Origin of the sequence: Pseudomonas sp. LTJR-52 (assembly GCF_003691465.1) — a bacterium.
Taxonomy (GTDB): Bacteria; Pseudomonadota; Gammaproteobacteria; order Pseudomonadales; family Pseudomonadaceae; genus Chryseomonas; species Chryseomonas luteola.
In genome coordinates this window covers 4,158,902-4,174,784 of the sequence record NZ_CP033105.1, presented here as the reverse complement: position 1 = coordinate 4,174,784, position 15,883 = coordinate 4,158,902, and the positions used below count along the sequence as shown (strand labels likewise).

Below are 15,883 nucleotides of genomic sequence, written 5' to 3'. Positions count from 1 at the left end.
AATGGCCTGGTCGGAGTTGGGTATCACTGACCTTTGGACATATATAGCGGGTGTGATTTTCGTCGTATTGCTGCCCGGTCCCAACTCCCTCTTTGTGCTGGCGTCCTCTGCAAGAAGAGGCGTGGCAGCCGGTTATCGTGCTGCCTTTGGCGTCTTCTTTGGGGATGCGTTGCTTATGACGCTATCCGCGTTGGGAGTAGCCTCACTCTTGAAAGCCGAGCCCCTGTTTTTCATGGGACTCAAGTACCTGGGCGCAGCTTATCTACTGTATCTAGGTATAGGAATATTACGTGGCGCCTGGCGTCAGTGGCGTTATCCCCTGTCGCCCATTGAGCAGCAGACTCAAGAAGAGGGCATCGACAAGCCTTTTAGAAAGGCACTTCTATTGAGTTTGTCGAATCCAAAGGCCATTTTGTTCTTTGTGTCCTTCTTCATACAGTTTGTCGATCCCGGGTACGCTCATCCAGGGTTGGCATTCGGGGTGCTCGGGCTGATTCTTGAAGTGATCAGCGCGATATACCTCAGTTTTCTGATTTTTACCGGTGTGCGTTTGGCGGCCTGGTTCCGCCAGCGGCAGCGGCTCGCCGCCAGTGCCAATACTGGTGTAGGCGCATTATTCGTTGGCTTTGGTGTGAAGCTGGCGACCGCAACTCTGACTTGATTACTGCAACGAGAATCCCATGCCCAAGCGTACAGACATAAAGAGCATCCTGATCCTCGGTGCCGGCCCTATCGTTATCGGCCAGGCCTGCGAATTCGATTACTCCGGTGCACAGGCCTGTAAGGCCCTGAAAGAAGAAGGTTTCCGCGTCATTCTGGTGAACTCCAATCCGGCCACCATTATGACTGACCCATCCATGGCTGATGCGACCTACATCGAGCCTATCAAGTGGGCGACGGTAGCTAAAATCATTGAGAAGGAGCGCCCTGACGCGCTGCTGCCTACCATGGGTGGCCAGACAGCGTTGAACTGTGCGCTGGACCTTGAACGTCATGGCGTCCTGGAAAAGTTTGGCGTCGAAATGATCGGTGCCAATGCTGATACGATCGATAAGGCAGAGGACCGTTCCCGTTTCGATAAGGCCATGCGTGCCATCGGCCTGGCTTGTCCGCGCTCGGGTATTGCTCACAGCATGGAAGAGGCATACGGCGTGCTGGAGCAGGTTGGTTTCCCTTGCATCATCCGCCCATCCTTCACTATGGGTGGCAGTGGTGGCGGTATTGCCTATAACCGTGAAGAGTTCGAAGAGATTTGCTCTCGCGGTCTGGACCTTTCACCAACCAACGAGCTTTTGATCGATGAGTCTCTAATCGGTTGGAAAGAGTACGAAATGGAAGTTGTCCGCGATAAAAAGGACAACTGCATCATCGTCTGCTCCATCGAAAACTTCGATCCTATGGGTGTGCATACGGGCGACTCCATCACCGTTGCGCCTGCGCAGACGCTAACCGATAAGGAATACCAGATCATGCGTAACGCCTCCCTGGCGGTGCTGCGTGAAATTGGTGTCGAAACCGGTGGCTCCAACGTGCAGTTCGGTATCTGCCCTGATACAGGTCGCATGGTTGTCATCGAGATGAACCCACGCGTCAGCCGCTCTTCAGCGCTGGCATCCAAGGCCACAGGTTTCCCGATTGCCAAAATTGCAGCCAAACTCGCAGTTGGCTACACGCTGGACGAGCTGCAGAACGACATTACCGGTGGGCGCACCCCGGCATCGTTCGAGCCGGCTATCGACTATGTCGTAACCAAGATACCGCGCTTTGCCTTTGAGAAATTCCCTAAGGCTGATGCTCGCCTGACTACCCAGATGAAGTCAGTGGGTGAGGTAATGGCGATCGGTCGTACCTTCCAGGAATCGGTCCAAAAAGCATTGCGTGGCCTGGAGGTTGGCGTAAATGGATTTGATCCCAAGCTCAATCCAGAAGATCCTGAAGCCGATAGCATTCTCAAGCGCGAACTTACAGTGCCTGGCGCAGAGCGTATCTGGTACGTCGGAGATGCGTTTCGTCGTGGTCTGAGCGTTGAGCGTGTGTTTGAGCTGACCAAGATCGATCCGTGGTTCCTGGTGCAGATCGAAGACCTGATCAAGGATGAAGAAAAGGTCAAAACCCTGGGGTTGGCGGATGTCGATCGTAATCTCATGTGGAAGCTCAAGCGCAAGGGCTTCTCGGACGCACGTCTGGCCAAGCTGCTCGGTGTGACGGAAAAAAGCCTGCGTCGCCATCGCTACAAGCTGGAAGTGCTCCCGGTCTACAAGCGTGTCGATACCTGCGCCGCAGAGTTCGCGACCGACACTGCGTACATGTACTCCACGTATGAGGAGGAGTGTGAGGCCAACCCATCCAGCCGTGACAAGATCATGGTGATTGGAGGTGGTCCCAACCGTATCGGACAAGGTATCGAGTTCGACTACTGCTGTGTTCATGCGGCTTTGGCCATGCGTGAAGATGGTTACGAAACCATCATGATCAACTGCAACCCCGAAACCGTGTCGACGGATTACGACACGTCTGACCGCCTGTATTTTGAGCCGGTTACGCTTGAGGACGTGTTGGAAATCGTGCGTGTCGAGCAGCCTAAGGGTGTAATCGTTCAGTTCGGTGGCCAGACGCCGTTGAAGCTGGCTCGCGCGTTGGAGGAGGCCGGGGTTCCGATTATCGGTACCAGTCCCGATGCAATCGATCGTGCTGAGGATCGTGAGCGCTTCCAGCAGATGATCGAGCGTTTGAATCTGCGCCAGCCGCCGAATGCTACTGCTCGCAGCGAAGAAGAAGCGATTGCTGGTGCTAAGCGTATCGGTTATCCGTTGGTGGTTCGCCCTTCGTATGTGTTGGGTGGCCGCGCCATGGAAATCGTTTACGAAGAAGAAGAGCTCAAGCGCTACATGCGCGAAGCGGTGCAGGTGTCCAATGATAGCCCTGTGTTGCTGGATCACTTCCTGAACTGCGCGATAGAAGTAGACGTGGATGCAGTATGTGACGGCAAGGACGTAGTCATTGGCGCTATCATGCAGCACATCGAGCAGGCGGGTATCCACTCGGGTGATTCGGCGTGCTCATTGCCTCCGTACTCCCTGCCGGCACACATACAGGATGAAATGCGTGAGCAGATCCGGAAAATGGCGCTGGAGCTTGGCGTGGTCGGACTGATGAACGTGCAGTTGGCCCTTCAGGGGAGCGATGTTTATGTGCTGGAAGTAAACCCACGTGCATCCCGTACAGTGCCATTCGTCTCCAAGTGCATTGGCGAGTCACTGGCCAAGGTAGCGGCACGTGTAATGGCAGGTAAGACCCTGGAAGAGATCGGGTTTACCAAGGAAATCATTCCGCCTTATTACAGTGTTAAGGAGGCAGTGTTCCCCTTCGCCAAATTCCCTGGCGTCGACCCGCTTCTCGGCCCAGAAATGAAATCTACCGGAGAGGTCATGGGCGTAGGCGACAGCTTCGCCGAGGCATTCTCAAAAGCCCAGTTGGGTGCGAGTGAGATTCTTCCTAATAGTGGTTGTGCCTTTATCAGTGTTCGGGATGACGATAAGCCTTTTGTCGCTGAAGTAGCTAAAGAGCTGGTTGAGCTGGGCTTTGAAGTTGTTGCTACGGCTGGTACGGCCCGTGTCATTGAGGAAGCTGGCCTGCCGGTTCGCCGTGTTAACAAGGTGACTGAAGGTCGCCCGCACGTTGTCGACATGATCAAAAATGATGAAATTACATTGGTGATCAATACAACCGAAGGTCGTCAGTCTATTGCTGACTCCTACTCAATTCGCCGGAATGCGCTTCAACACAAGATCTGCTGCACGACCACGCTTGCAGGCGGCCAAGCGATTTGTGAAGCTTTGAAGTTTGGTGCAGAAAAGACTGTGCGCCGGCTTCAAGATTTACATGCAGGAATCAAGGCATGAACAAATATCCTATGACAATTCAGGGCGCTCGCGCCCTGGAGGAAGAGCTCAAGCATCTCAAGACGGAGCTTCGTCCCCAAATTACACAGGCGATTGCCGAGGCGCGCGAGCTGGGTGATTTGAAAGAAAATGCGGAATATCATGCGGCTCGCGAGCAGCAGGGTATGGTCGAGGCGCGTATTCGTGATATCGAAGGGCGTTTATCCAATGCCCAGGTTATCGATATCACAACGATTCCGCGCTCGGGCAAGGTGATTTTTGGTACAACCGTTGAGATCGTAAATGTTGATACGGACGAGTCGGTGACGTATCAGATCGTTGGTGACGACGAGGCAGATATAAAGTCTGGCAAGATCTCGGTTAGTTCTCCAATTGCTCGCGCATTAATCGGCAAGCAAGAGGGCGACGCGGTGATTGTTAAGACTCCGGGCGGCGATGTTGAGTACGAAATCGTCGAAGTGCGTCATATCTGATGTAGGTAGCCAGCTGTCCAATCGCTTCCCTTGAGGTGGCGATTGGAGGCGGGTAGGCAGGTTGTCAAAAGATGACTTGCCGAATAAGCATTAAGGTGGGAGGTCTGCCCAAGGTGGGCCTGCTTTCTCTTCCCATCAGACAGAATGCAGTTATCTGAATGCCTGGTTCGTTCCGGGCATTACAGGCTATGGCGGACTACATTTGAAAGCGAACGGTTCTGCGGCTGAGCCTTGCGATAGATAAGTGCCATTTTGCCAATGGTTTGAATCAGTTCGCATTTGGCGGACTGGCAAAGTTCTTCCATTAGGGTTCGCCGATCTTCGCGCTCGCTTAAATTGAACTTGACCTTGATGAGCTCATGATCGTTGAGTGCCCGCTCAAGCTCAGCCAGTACACCTTCAGTAAGACCATTTTCACCTACTATCAATACAGGCTTTAAATGGTGCCCAATAGATTTGAATTGCTTTTTCTGCTCTTGATTGAGAGCCATAATTAAACCCCAGGGAAAAGGTATCTATTGTACCCTAGCGGCTAGGTATAGCCCAGAAGGACAGGATAAATTACACGTGGCTCAATTAGAAAAGCAGCGTGTTTTTGCTCAGGTAACATTGTTCAGAGTGTTTTCACGCAACATAAGGTTTTGAACGAATTAGCAAGGCGATTAGTGGAGCTTCCGAAGACCTTGTTATTTCTGATGGGGCCCCAATATGTGGGGTTTGAGTACAGTAAGTCAGCTGCAAGCTAAATATTTTGTAAGCTGGCGCCTGATCTTGCGCAGTGTCTACTGCGTCCGGCTGGTGAATTCTTAATCAAAATATTTCAAGACGAGGGGTTTGGCAGTTACCTGAAGCTGGAGCGGGAGAACTTCGACAAGGTTGTTATGCGCACGTCTTCTGCGTCACAAGATCGTCTGCATGAGCAGTATTTGCTGGTGCGAGGCTTAAAGGTAACGCGCAGTCAGATGCAACGGCAGACTCTTCTGAAAGTCTCAGCTAAAGTGAGAAGAGCGACGGATCTCATAAAGGGTTACAGACGGCCGCTGCTCAGCGTCAGCGTTGTGTAGTAACTTACCGGCCAATAGCCGGTTTCGATACGAACGGTTCCAAGCGAAGCCGGCTCAGAGGGTAGTCAATTGAACGATATGGCAAAGAATCTGATTCTGTGGCTCATCATTGCGGCCGTACTGGTCACGGTGATGAACAATTTCTCCAGTCCCAATGAGCCGCAAACGCTCAATTACTCTGACTTCATTCAGCAAGTGAAGGACGGTCAGGTTGAGCGTGTGACTGTCGACGGTTACGTCATTACGGGAAAACATCGTGGCGGCGATACTTTCAAGACGGTTCGGCCTGCTATTCAGGACAACGGTCTGATTGGTGATCTGGTCAACAATAATGTGGTCATCGAAGGCAAAATGCCTGAACAGCAGAGTATCTGGACGCAGCTACTTGTAGCGAGCTTCCCGATTCTGGTGATCATTGCCGTGTTCATGTTCTTCATGAGGCAGATGCAAGGCGGCGCAGGTGGACGCGGTGGCCCCATGAGCTTCGGCAAGAGCAAGGCGCGACTACTATCTGAGGATCAGGTGCGAACAACGTTCGCAGATGTTGCTGGCTGTGACGAGGCAAAAGAAGAAGTTACTGAGTTGGTAGAGTTTCTACGTGACCCCGGTAAGTTCCAGCGCCTGGGCGGACGTATTCCTCGTGGTGTGCTGATGGTAGGTCCGCCCGGTACAGGCAAGACCCTGTTGGCAAAGGCTGTTGCCGGTGAGGCCAAGGTACCTTTCTTCACTATTTCAGGTTCCGACTTCGTTGAAATGTTCGTGGGCGTTGGTGCTAGCCGCGTTCGTGACATGTTTGATCAGGCGAAAAAACATGCGCCCTGCATTATTTTTATCGACGAGATCGATGCGGTTGGCCGCCACCGTGGAGCAGGTATGGGCGGTGGTCATGATGAGCGTGAGCAGACCCTGAACCAGTTGCTGGTTGAGATGGACGGCTTCGAAATGAATGACGGTATCATCGTCATAGCTGCTACCAACCGTCCTGATGTACTTGACCCTGCTTTACTACGCCCGGGTCGCTTCGATCGTCAGGTCGTAGTAGGTCTTCCAGATATTCGTGGTCGTGAGCAAATCCTTAAGGTTCACATGCGGAAAGTTCCAATGGGAGACCGTGTGGATGCCGCTGTTATTGCGCGTGGCACCCCGGGGTTTTCGGGCGCTGACCTTGCCAATCTGGTAAACGAAGCCTCTCTATTTGCAGCGCGTTCCAATAAGCGCACCGTAGATATGCGTGAATTCGAGTTGGCTAAAGACAAGATCATGATGGGCGCAGAGCGCAAGACAATGGTCATGTCCGAGAAGGAGAAGCGCAACACTGCTTATCACGAGGCGGGGCACGCTATCGTAGGTCGCCTGGTGCCTGAGCATGACCCTGTCTACAAGGTCTCGATTATTCCTCGTGGACGCGCTTTAGGTGTAACCATGTTCCTGCCTGAGGAAGATCGTTACAGTCTGTCCAAGCGGGCATTGGAGAGTCAGATCTGCTCGCTGTTTGGAGGGCGGATCGCTGAGGAGATGACGCTTGGCTTCGAAGGTGTCACTACTGGCGCTTCGAATGACATCATGCGCGCTACTCAATTGGCTCGCAATATGGTCACCAAGTGGGGCTTGTCTGAAAAGCTCGGCCCGCTGCTCTACGGTGAGGAAGAAAGTGAAAGCTTCCTGGGTCGTGGTTCGGGTGGTGGTAGCGGCAGCATGTCAGGTGAGACAGCCAAAGAGATCGACTCTGAAATCCGGCGAATCATCAATGACTGTTACAACACAGCCAAGCGTCTGTTGGATGAGAATCGAGACAAGCTGGAAATGATGTCTGACGCTCTGATGAAGTACGAGACAATTGATGCTGATCAGATCGACGACATCATGGCTGGTCGTGTACCGAGGGAGCCGCGTGATTGGCAAGACGGTTCAGGTCCTACCGGCACTAATGCTACTCAGGGAGATAGTCGTCCCGAAACACCAATAGGTGGACCGGCAGGCGAGCACTAATTTCTCCATGATTCCTGTTTCAATCCAAGCCCGACTGCTTTGCGGCAGTCGGGTTCTTGATTTATCACATCCCCATGTCATGGGGATCCTCAATGTCACCCCTGATTCCTTTTCTGATGGCGGCCGGTTCAATACCCTGGATAGCGCGCTGTTTCATGCACGTGCTTTGGTATCGGCAGGTGCCACCCTTGTTGATATTGGCGGCGAGTCAACAAGGCCTGGAGCTCCTGCTGTTTCAGAGGACGAAGAGCTCAGTCGAGTAGTGCCTGTAGTTGAAGCTATATCTAAAGAGTTGGACGTTATCATTTCGGTTGATACCTCTTCACCTCAGGTGATGCTTGAAAGTGCAAAGGTGGGGGCGGGACTGATTAATGACGTGCGTGCCTTGAAGCGTCCCGGTGCGCTTGAGGCTGCCGCTGCAACAGGCTTACCTGTCTGTCTGATGCATATGCAGGGTGAGCCTGGGACAATGCAGCAAAACCCTCATTATGAGGATGTGGTTACCGATGTGATTGCCTTCTTGAGTGAGCGGGTTGCTGCTTGTGAAAATGAAGGGATTCGTCGCGACCAACTTATTCTTGATCCTGGCTTCGGGTTTGCCAAAACGCTTGAGCATAACCTTGTTCTGTTCAAGCGTATGCCAGAGTTGTTTGAGCTAGCGTTGCCGCTGTTAGTAGGCGTTTCACGTAAGAGCATGATCGGGGCGGTCCTGACCAAGCCTGTCGAAGAGCGTTTATATGGCAGTCTCGCTTTAGCTGCACTCGCGGTTGCCAAGGGAGCCAGTATTATCCGGGTGCATGATGTAGAGCAGACGGTTGATGTTATAAAAATGATTGCTGCGGTAGAGCAGGCTTAAGGCAAGGCGATAGCAATGGCTAGAAAGTATTTTGGAACAGATGGAATTCGTGGTCGCGTAGGTGAGTATCCCATTACGCCTGACTTTATGTTGAAGTTGGGATGGGCTGCGGGCATTGCGTTTCGTAGTCAGGGTATCTGTCGTGTCTTAGTAGGTAAGGATACGCGTAACTCTGGTTATATGTTCGAATCTGCACTTGAGGCCGGCCTTTCAGCCGCTGGCGCAGATGTCATGCTTTTGGGGCCGATGCCAACGCCAGGTATCGCTTATCTTACGCGTACATTCCAGGCTAATGCCGGCATTGTTATCAGTGCCTCCCATAACCCGTTTTACGATAACGGGATCAAGTTCTTTTCCGGGTTGGGCACTAAGTTGCCTGATGAGGTAGAGCTGATGATTGAGGAGTTACTGGATCAGCCGATGACTGTTGTGGAGTCTGCTCGCATCGGTAAAGTGTCTCGTATCAATGATGCCGCAGGGCGCTATATAGAGTTTTGCAAAAGTAGTGTGCCAGCGGGTACCAGTTTTGCTGGTATGCGGATCGTGGTCGACTGTGCTCACGGTGCGACTTACAAGATTGCCCCAAGTGTCTTCCGTGAGCTGGGTGCTCAGGTTAGTGTTATCGGTGCTCAGCCAGATGGTCTCAACATCAACAAAAATTGCGGCTCTACTCATTTAGGCGAGCTGCAGAAGGCTGTGCGGGATCAGCATGCTGACCTTGGTATTGCCTTTGATGGCGATGGTGATCGTGTGTTGATGGTTGATCATACAGGCGCAATCGTTGATGGGGACGAGCTCTTGTTCCTGATTGCAAAGGATCTCAAAGGCCGCAACCGCCTTGATGGTGGGGTCGTGGGTACTCAGATGAGCAATCTAGGGTTGGAGCTTGGTCTGGCTGAGTTGGGAATTCCATTTGCCAGGGCCAAGGTCGGCGACCGCTATGTCATGGCTGAGCTCTTGTCCAAGAAATGGACGCTAGGTGGCGAGAGTTCTGGTCACATTGTATGTTGCCAGTACACCACAACGGGCGATGCCATTATTTCCGCTTTGCAGGTTTTGATGGCATTGAGGCGCGCTGGGCAAACATTGGCGGAGGCGCGTAAGGGCCTTAAAAAGTATCCTCAAGTGCTTATCAATGTGCGCTACTCCGGAGACGTAGACCCCTTGGCGCATCCTGGCGTACAAAAAGCATGTACAGAAGTGACCGAGCAAATGGCGGGTAAAGGGCGTGTTTTATTGCGTAAGTCGGGAACAGAACCGCTTGTTCGAGTAATGGTTGAAGGCAGCGACGAACGCCAGGTTCACAAGCATGCAGAGGCCTTGGCTAAGCTGGTAAGTGAGGTATGTGCTTGATTTGGCTTGTCAAAGCAAAAAAACTTAGATAATATCTGCGCCCACTTCGCTCACTGAGGCATTAGCATGCGCAAGCCTTTGGTCGCTGGTAACTGGAAAATGCACGGAACCCGTGCAGATGTAGCCGAGCTGATAGAAGGGTTGAGTAAGCTCGCCTTGTCTGATGAAGTTGAGATGGTAGTGTTTCCGCCATTTCTGTTTATTGATCAAGTAGAGGTAGGCCTTGCGGATAGTAGTATAGGCCTCGGTGCACAAGATTGTGCCGTGCAGCCTGAGCAAGGTGCACTCACTGGTGAAATAGCAGCTTCTCAGTTGCGTGATGTGGGTTGTAGATATGTCCTTGTAGGGCATTCCGAGCGTCGTTTGATCTTGCTAGAAGATGACGATACGGTTGCAAAAAAGTTTGCTTCAGCCCAAAAGATGGGTATAGTGCCGGTCCTTTGTGTTGGTGAGACTCGAGAGCAGCGAGAAGCTGGTAAGACCTTTGACGTTGTTAAAGGGCAGCTCAAATCTGTAATAGATGCGCTGGGTATCGAGGCTTTTGAGTCTGCAGTTGTAGCCTATGAGCCTGTATGGGCGATAGGTACAGGATTGACAGCAACTCCTGATGAAGCTCAGGCGGTGCATCAGGAAATGCGACAGTTTATCCACTCTTATAGCAGTGTTGTGGCTGATAAAGTTCGGCTGCTATACGGTGGGAGTGTAAAGGGCGGTAATGCTGCCGAATTGTTCGGTATGCCTGATATCGATGGCGGGCTTGTAGGCGGAGCCTCCCTAAATGCGAATGAATTTGGCGTGATTTATCACGCTGCTGGAAGTAAATGATGTTAGAAACTCTAGTTGTTGTCGTGCATCTGCTAATGGCGCTGGGACTGGTTGTTCTGGTTCTTCTTCAGCAGGGTAAAGGTGCGGACGCTGGTGCTTCTTTTGGTGCAGGTGCTTCGGGTACCGTTTTCGGAAGCCAAGGTTCTGCTACCTTTTTGAGTCGTTTTACTGCTATACTGGCGGCGGTTTTTTTTGCTACTAGTTTAGGTTTGGCTTATTTCGCTAAGGAGAAAGCCAACGCGTTGCAGGAAGTGGGACTTCCTAAGCCTGCAGCCATGCAGCAGACGCCTGAAGTTCAGAAGCCTGCGGCAAATGATGATGTTCCCATGTCACAGCAGAAACCTTCGATATCCTCAGAAGGTGATGTTCCGGGAAATCAGAAATAGTAAGAAGTTTTTGCCGAAGTGGTGGAATTGGTAGACACGCTATCTTGAGGGGGTAGTGGCCAACGGCTGTATGGGTTCGAGTCCCATCTTCGGCACCATATTTAGACACTGAACATAGTGTCGCGAGCGTAAGTAGATTGACCTGAAAGAGACTCTTTCTTATACTTTCGCTCCAGCTTTGACGCGGGGTGGAGCAGTCTGGTAGCTCGTCGGGCTCATAACCCGAAGGTCGTAGGTTCAAATCCTGCCCCCGCAACCAGTCAACAAAAGCCCCTTTATAGGGGCTTTTTGTTAACTGAACAATCAGGTCGCGCGTTCTTGCAGCGACCACAAGGGATGGGCGTTATCGCCCATTTTTTATTTGCACAGCATGCGTGAGGCAACCAGGTGTCGAGCAAGCTAGAACAGTTGCAAGCCATGCTGGCCCCCGTCATCGAAGCGCTTGGCTATGAATGCTGGGGCATCGAGTACATTTCCCAGGGCCGGCATTCTCTGCTAAGGGTCTATATCGATCATTCAAACGGAATTCTGGTTGAGGACTGTGAAAAAGTCAGTCGTCAAGTTAGCGGGATTTTAGACGTAGAAGATCCTATTCCGGGCGAATACACCTTGGAGGTTTCATCTCCAGGTATGGATAGACCTTTATTCACTCTTGAGCAATTCAACGCTTTTGTCGGTGAGCAAGTAAAAATAAGGCTTCGTTCGCCTTATGAAGGCCGCCGCAATTTTCAAGGCCTTTTGCGCGGTGTGGAAGAGCAGGATGTCGTGGTTCAGGTTGATGACCATGAATATCTGCTTCCCGTCGAAATGATCGATAAGGCTAATGTCATTCCCCGATTTGAATAAGGCGCAAATCCGCGGATCCCAAAGGATTGCGACAGGCGAGGCGTACGATGAGTAAAGAAGTTCTACTGGTAGTGGAATCGGTTTCCAATGAAAAAGGTGTTCCGCCCGGTGTCATTTTCGAGGCATTGGAGCTAGCCCTGGCCACTGCCACAAAGAAACGCTACGAAGAAGATGTAGAGTTGCGTGTGGCTATTAATCGCCACAACGGTAGTTATGAAACGTTTCGTTGCTGGACAGTTGTCAAAGATGAAGATTTTAATAATCCAGCAGCAAACCTGACGCTTGATGAAGCTCAGGAAATCAATCCAGATGCCAAGATTGGCGATCTGATTGAAGAAAAGATCGAATCCATAGAGTTCGGCCGTATTGCGGCTCAAACAGCCAAGCAAGTTATTGTTCAGAAAGTGCGTGAAGCTGAGCGTGCTCAGATCGTGGATGCTTACCGGGAAAAAGTGGGTGAGATCATTTCCGGTACAGTCAAAAAGGTTACGCGAGACAATGTAATTGTCGACTTGGGTAACAATGCGGAAGCCTTACTGGCTCGTGATCAGATCATCCCGCGGGAAAACTTCCGTGTTGGCGTTCGGGTTCGTGCACTGCTCAAGGAAATCCGTACGGAAAACCGTGGCCCTCAGCTGATCCTGTCGCGCACAGCGCCTGAAATGTTGATTGAGCTGTTCCGGATTGAAGTACCGGAAATATCTGAGCAGCTGATTGATGTTATGGCTGCTGCTCGGGATCCAGGCTCGCGTGCCAAAATTGCCGTGCGTTCGAAAGACAAGCGTATCGATCCGCAGGGTGCCTGTATCGGCATGCGGGGATCGCGTGTCCAGGCTGTGTCTGGCGAGTTGGGCGGTGAGCGAGTAGACATCGTTTTGTGGGATGACAACCCTGCTCAGTTCGTTATCAATGCCATGGCGCCTGCTGAGGTTGCGTCAATCATTGTTGATGAAGATACCCACACCATGGATATCGCAGTTGCCGCTGATAATTTGGCTCAGGCTATTGGTCGTAGTGGCCAAAACGTTCGCCTTGCAAGTCAATTGACAGGATGGACGCTGAACGTGATGACCGAAGAGGACATCATGGCCAAGCAGCAGGCAGAGACAGGCGATATTCTTCAGCAGTTTGTAGACGAACTGGACGTAGATGAAGAGTTGGCTCAGGTGTTGGTTGAAGAAGGTTTTACCACGCTCGAAGAAATCGCCTACGTTCCCATGGAGGAAATGCTCAATATTGATGGTTTCGATGAAGACATCGTCAATGAGCTTCGTAATAGGGCTAAGGACCGCCTGTTAACCCGTGCCATCGCGACGGAAGAACAACTGGCTGATAAGAAGCCGGAAGAAGATTTGCTTAGTCTCGAAGGCATGACTGAGGAACTCGCGCTTGAGCTGGCGCAGCGAGGCGTTGCCAATCGCGAAGATCTTGCCGAGCAGTCCATTGATGACCTGCTCGATATTAACGGCATGAATGAAGAGCGTGCCGGCAAGTTGATCATGGCTGCCCGTGCCCATTGGTTTGAGTGAGCGGTGCTGCCTGAGGAGAAGAGTGCATGACGCAAGTCACGGTGAAAGAACTGGCCCAAACGGTCAATACACCGGTTGAACGCCTGCTGCAGCAAATGCGGGAAGCGGGTCTGTCCCATAGCAGTGCAGACCAGGTTGTGACCGACACTGAAAAGCAAAAACTGCTGTCTCATCTGAAAGGAAACACCAAGCTGGACGAACCGCGTAAAATAACGCTCCAGCGCAAGACTCAAACGACATTGAAGGTGTCTGGAAGCAAGACGGTTAATGTCGAAGTCCGTAAAAAGAAGACCTACGTCAAGCAAAGTCCCGATGAGTTGGCGACCGAACAGCAGCGTGAGCTTGAGGCGCAGCGCGAGGCCGAAGAGGCTGCTCGCTTGAAGGCCGAAGAAGAAGCTCGCCAGCGAGCAGAAGAAGAGATTCGCTTGAAGGCCGAAGAGGAAGCTCGCCTTAAAGCTGAAGAAGAAGCTCGCCAGCAGGCTGCTGCCAAGGCCGCTCAAGAAGTGGCAGAAGCGGCTGCGAAAGCCGCTACAGAAACCAAGCCCGAGGAAGTAGTGGAAGAAGTGGTTGCAAATAAAGCAGCACCGGCAGCGCCGGCAGCTGCATCTGATGAGCGTAAGCGCGAAGAACCGCGTCGTCCCGTAGCGCCGCCTGTAGCAGGCAAGCGGGATGAGGATGAGCGTCGCGATCGCAAGCATGCACAGCACCGTCCTTCCTTGAAGGAGAAGGATAAGGTTAGTAGTCCGCGCGTTGTTCGTAGCGCCGGCGATGATGAAGATGATGGTTTTGGCGGTCGCCGTGGCGGCCGAAACAAGTCCAAGCTCAAAAAGCGTAACCAGCATGGCTTCCAGAACCCTACAGGGCCGGTTGTTCGTGAAGTCGCTTTAGGCGAAACAATTACTGTTGCCGAGCTGGCCCAGCAGATGTCTGTCAAGGCAGCTGAAGTCATCAAGTTCATGTTTAAGATGGGCTCGCCTGCCACGATCAACCAGGTGCTGGATCGTGAAACCGCTCAGCTGGTTGCTGAGGAGCTTGGTCACAAGGTTAAGCTGGTTAGCGAAAATGCGTTGGAAGAGCAGCTGGCTGAGTCCCTCAAGTTCGAGGGCGAGCAGGTTCACCGTGCGCCGGTGGTTACGGTCATGGGTCACGTTGACCATGGTAAGACTTCCTTGCTGGACTACATCCGTCGCGCCAAGGTTGCAGCAGGCGAAGCGGGTGGCATTACCCAGCATATCGGCGCCTACCATGTAAACACTGATCGTGGCATGGTGACGTTCCTGGATACCCCTGGACACGCAGCATTTACCGCCATGCGTGCTCGTGGTGCTCAGGCAACCGACATTGTTATTCTGGTTGTCGCTGCCGATGACGGTGTCATGCCACAGACAGAAGAAGCTATTCAGCACGCTAAGGCTGCTGGTGTGCCGATCGTTGTTGCAGTAAACAAGATCGACAAGCCTGATGCAGATCCGGACCGTGTTAAACATGATCTGGCTGGGCGTGATGTCATCCCAGAAGAGTGGGGCGGTGATACTCAGTTTGTTCATGTATCTGCCAAAGCAGGTACTGGCGTTGATGAGCTGTTAGAAGCCATTCTTCTGCAGGCTGAAGTTCTTGAATTGACTGCAACACCTTCGGCTCCAGGTCGTGGTGTAGTAATTGAGTCGCGCCTTGATAAGGGTCGCGGACCGGTTGCTACTGTTCTGGTGCAAAACGGTACTCTGCGTCAGGGTGATATGGCCCTGGTCGGTGTTAACTTCGGTCGTATCCGTGCCATGCTCGATGAGAACGGCAAGCCGATCAAAGAGGCAGGCCCATCCATCCCCGTCGAAATTCTTGGCTTGGATGGCACGCCGGATGCCGGTGATGAGCTGACTGTTCTGACCGATGAGAAAAAAGCGCGTGAAGTTGCCTTGTTCCGTCAGGGTAAGTTCCGTGAGGTCAAGCTGGCACGTGCTCAGGCAGGCAAGCTCGAAAATATTTTCGAAAACATGGGCCAAGACGAGAAAAAGACTCTTAACATCGTTCTCAAGTCCGATGTGCGCGGTTCTCTAGAGGCTCTGCAAAGCTCGCTAAGTGGTCTGGGTAACGATGAAGTTCAGGTGCGTGTTGTTGCTGGTGGTGTAGGGGGTATCACTGAAAGTGATGCGAACCTAGCGCTGGCTTCTAATGCGGTTCTCTTCGGCTTTAACGTTCGTGCCGATGCTGGTGCTCGTAAGATCATTGAGCAGGAAGGTTTGGATCTACGTTATTACAACGTGATCTACGACATTATCGAAGATGTTAAGAAAGCGCTAACGGGTATGCTGGGCAGCGATGTTCGCGAGAACATTCTGGGCATTGCAGAAGTTCGTGACGTCTTCCGCTCGCCGAAGTTTGGTGCTGTTGCAGGCTGTATGGTTGTTGAAGGCATGGTCCATCGCAATCGTCCGATTCGTGTTCTACGTGAAGATATTGTGATCTTTGAAGGTGAACTTGAATCTCTGCGTCGCTTCAAAGATGACGTGGCTGAAGTTCGTGCCGGCATGGAATGCGGTATCGGTGTGAAGAGCTATAACGACGTTAAGGTCGGCGATAAGATCGAAGTTTTCGAGAAGGTCGAAGTAGCACGCTCGCTGTAATTCACGCAAGCGAAAAGCCAGGAGCTGGAAGTTGCCGCA

General features: G+C 52.1%; 13 protein-coding genes and 2 tRNA genes. 14 read left to right on the top strand and 1 reads right to left on the bottom strand.

The features are described from left to right. Nucleotide 1: 1 nt before the first annotated feature. From leuE to greA, 3 genes are read left to right on the top strand one after another with little or no spacing between them, the layout of a single operon-like run. Nucleotides 2-661: a leucine efflux protein LeuE gene (leuE, locus tag EAW52_RS19455; protein ID WP_122043675.1), complete on the top strand. Its 660-nt coding sequence runs from the start codon at nucleotides 2-4 to the stop codon at nucleotides 659-661. Between the two features lie 19 nt (nucleotides 662-680). After that, nucleotides 681-3,902 (top strand): carbamoyl-phosphate synthase large subunit, encoded by a 3,222-nt coding sequence (carB, locus tag EAW52_RS19450; RefSeq protein WP_122043674.1) that lies wholly within the window; start codon nucleotides 681-683, stop codon nucleotides 3,900-3,902. Next, the gene (gene greA / locus EAW52_RS19445; protein ID WP_019366089.1) at nucleotides 3,899-4,375 is read left to right on the top strand and encodes a transcription elongation factor GreA; all 477 of its coding nucleotides are present in this window, start codon (nucleotides 3,899-3,901) and stop codon (nucleotides 4,373-4,375) included. The genes carB and greA overlap by 4 nt, the downstream gene beginning before the upstream one ends. Nucleotides 4,376-4,554: 179 nt before the next feature. On the opposite strand, the gene yhbY is transcribed toward greA, so the two are convergent. Continuing rightward, complete coding sequence (yhbY, locus tag EAW52_RS19440) at nucleotides 4,555-4,866, bottom strand: ribosome assembly RNA-binding protein YhbY (RefSeq protein ID WP_122043672.1); 312 nt, start codon at nucleotides 4,864-4,866, stop codon at nucleotides 4,555-4,557. Between the two features lie 255 nt (nucleotides 4,867-5,121). Here yhbY and EAW52_RS26890 point away from each other — a divergent pair, with 255 nt between their 5' ends. From EAW52_RS26890 to infB, 11 genes are all read left to right on the top strand, one after another. Then, nucleotides 5,122-5,439 (top strand): SAM-dependent methyltransferase, encoded by a 318-nt coding sequence (locus tag EAW52_RS26890; protein ID WP_083397986.1) that lies wholly within the window; start codon nucleotides 5,122-5,124, stop codon nucleotides 5,437-5,439. Between the two features lie 78 nt (nucleotides 5,440-5,517). Beyond that, nucleotides 5,518-7,428: an ATP-dependent zinc metalloprotease FtsH gene (gene ftsH, locus EAW52_RS19430; protein ID WP_019366086.1), complete on the top strand. Its 1,911-nt coding sequence runs from the start codon at nucleotides 5,518-5,520 to the stop codon at nucleotides 7,426-7,428. A 7-nt stretch (nucleotides 7,429-7,435) separates the two neighbouring features. Continuing rightward, a complete protein-coding gene (folP, locus tag EAW52_RS19425) occupies nucleotides 7,436-8,284 on the top strand; it encodes a dihydropteroate synthase (RefSeq protein ID WP_122043671.1) in 849 nt (282 codons plus the stop codon). A gap of 15 nt (nucleotides 8,285-8,299) precedes the next feature. Then, nucleotides 8,300-9,637 (top strand): phosphoglucosamine mutase, encoded by a 1,338-nt coding sequence (gene glmM / locus EAW52_RS19420; protein ID WP_122043670.1) that lies wholly within the window; start codon nucleotides 8,300-8,302, stop codon nucleotides 9,635-9,637. A gap of 66 nt (nucleotides 9,638-9,703) precedes the next feature. Next, entirely contained in the window at nucleotides 9,704-10,462 is a 759-nt protein-coding gene (gene tpiA / locus EAW52_RS19415; RefSeq protein ID WP_122043668.1) for a triose-phosphate isomerase, read from the top strand. Further along, nucleotides 10,462-10,848, top strand: coding sequence for a preprotein translocase subunit SecG (gene secG, locus EAW52_RS19410; protein ID WP_122043667.1), 387 nt, complete (start codon nucleotides 10,462-10,464; stop codon nucleotides 10,846-10,848). Before tpiA ends, secG begins: the two co-directional genes overlap by 1 nt. 12 nt (nucleotides 10,849-10,860) lie before the next feature. After that, a tRNA-Leu gene (locus tag EAW52_RS19405) sits at nucleotides 10,861-10,946 on the top strand. A gap of 84 nt (nucleotides 10,947-11,030) precedes the next feature. After that, a tRNA-Met gene (locus EAW52_RS19400) sits at nucleotides 11,031-11,107 on the top strand. A gap of 128 nt (nucleotides 11,108-11,235) precedes the next feature. Then, the gene (gene rimP, locus EAW52_RS19395) at nucleotides 11,236-11,694 is read left to right on the top strand and encodes a ribosome maturation factor RimP (RefSeq protein ID WP_010796808.1); all 459 of its coding nucleotides are present in this window, start codon (nucleotides 11,236-11,238) and stop codon (nucleotides 11,692-11,694) included. 47 nt (nucleotides 11,695-11,741) lie between these two features. Next, nucleotides 11,742-13,223 carry a transcription termination factor NusA gene (gene nusA, locus EAW52_RS19390; RefSeq protein ID WP_122043666.1) on the top strand — a complete coding sequence of 494 codons (1,482 nt, stop codon included), beginning with the start codon at nucleotides 11,742-11,744 and terminating at the stop codon, nucleotides 13,221-13,223. Nucleotides 13,224-13,249: 26 nt separating this feature from the next. Further along, nucleotides 13,250-15,844, top strand: a complete 2,595-nt coding sequence (infB, locus tag EAW52_RS19385; RefSeq protein ID WP_010796810.1) for a translation initiation factor IF-2 — start codon at nucleotides 13,250-13,252, stop codon at nucleotides 15,842-15,844. Nucleotides 15,845-15,883: the final 39 nt, after the last annotated feature.

Excerpts from the sequence above, each read along its gene's own strand:
- carB (WP_122043674.1), top strand. The coding sequence starts at position 681 with ATGCCCAAGCGTACAGACATAAAGAGCATCCTGATCCTCGGTGCCGGC.
- glmM (WP_122043670.1), top strand. The coding sequence starts at position 8,300 with ATGGCTAGAAAGTATTTTGGAACAGATGGAATTCGTGGTCGCGTAGGT.
- yhbY (WP_122043672.1), bottom strand. The coding sequence starts at position 4,866 with ATGGCTCTCAATCAAGAGCAGAAAAAGCAATTCAAATCTATTGGGCAC.
- secG (WP_122043667.1), top strand. The coding sequence starts at position 10,462 with ATGTTAGAAACTCTAGTTGTTGTCGTGCATCTGCTAATGGCGCTGGGA.
- folP (WP_122043671.1), top strand. The coding sequence starts at position 7,436 with ATGATTCCTGTTTCAATCCAAGCCCGACTGCTTTGCGGCAGTCGGGTT.
- ftsH (WP_019366086.1), top strand. The coding sequence starts at position 5,518 with ATGGCAAAGAATCTGATTCTGTGGCTCATCATTGCGGCCGTACTGGTC.
- tpiA (WP_122043668.1), top strand. The coding sequence starts at position 9,704 with ATGCGCAAGCCTTTGGTCGCTGGTAACTGGAAAATGCACGGAACCCGT.
- leuE (WP_122043675.1), top strand. The coding sequence starts at position 2 with ATGGCCTGGTCGGAGTTGGGTATCACTGACCTTTGGACATATATAGCG.
- greA (WP_019366089.1), top strand. The coding sequence starts at position 3,899 with ATGAACAAATATCCTATGACAATTCAGGGCGCTCGCGCCCTGGAGGAA.
- infB (WP_010796810.1), top strand. The coding sequence starts at position 13,250 with ATGACGCAAGTCACGGTGAAAGAACTGGCCCAAACGGTCAATACACCG.
- nusA (WP_122043666.1), top strand. The coding sequence starts at position 11,742 with ATGAGTAAAGAAGTTCTACTGGTAGTGGAATCGGTTTCCAATGAAAAA.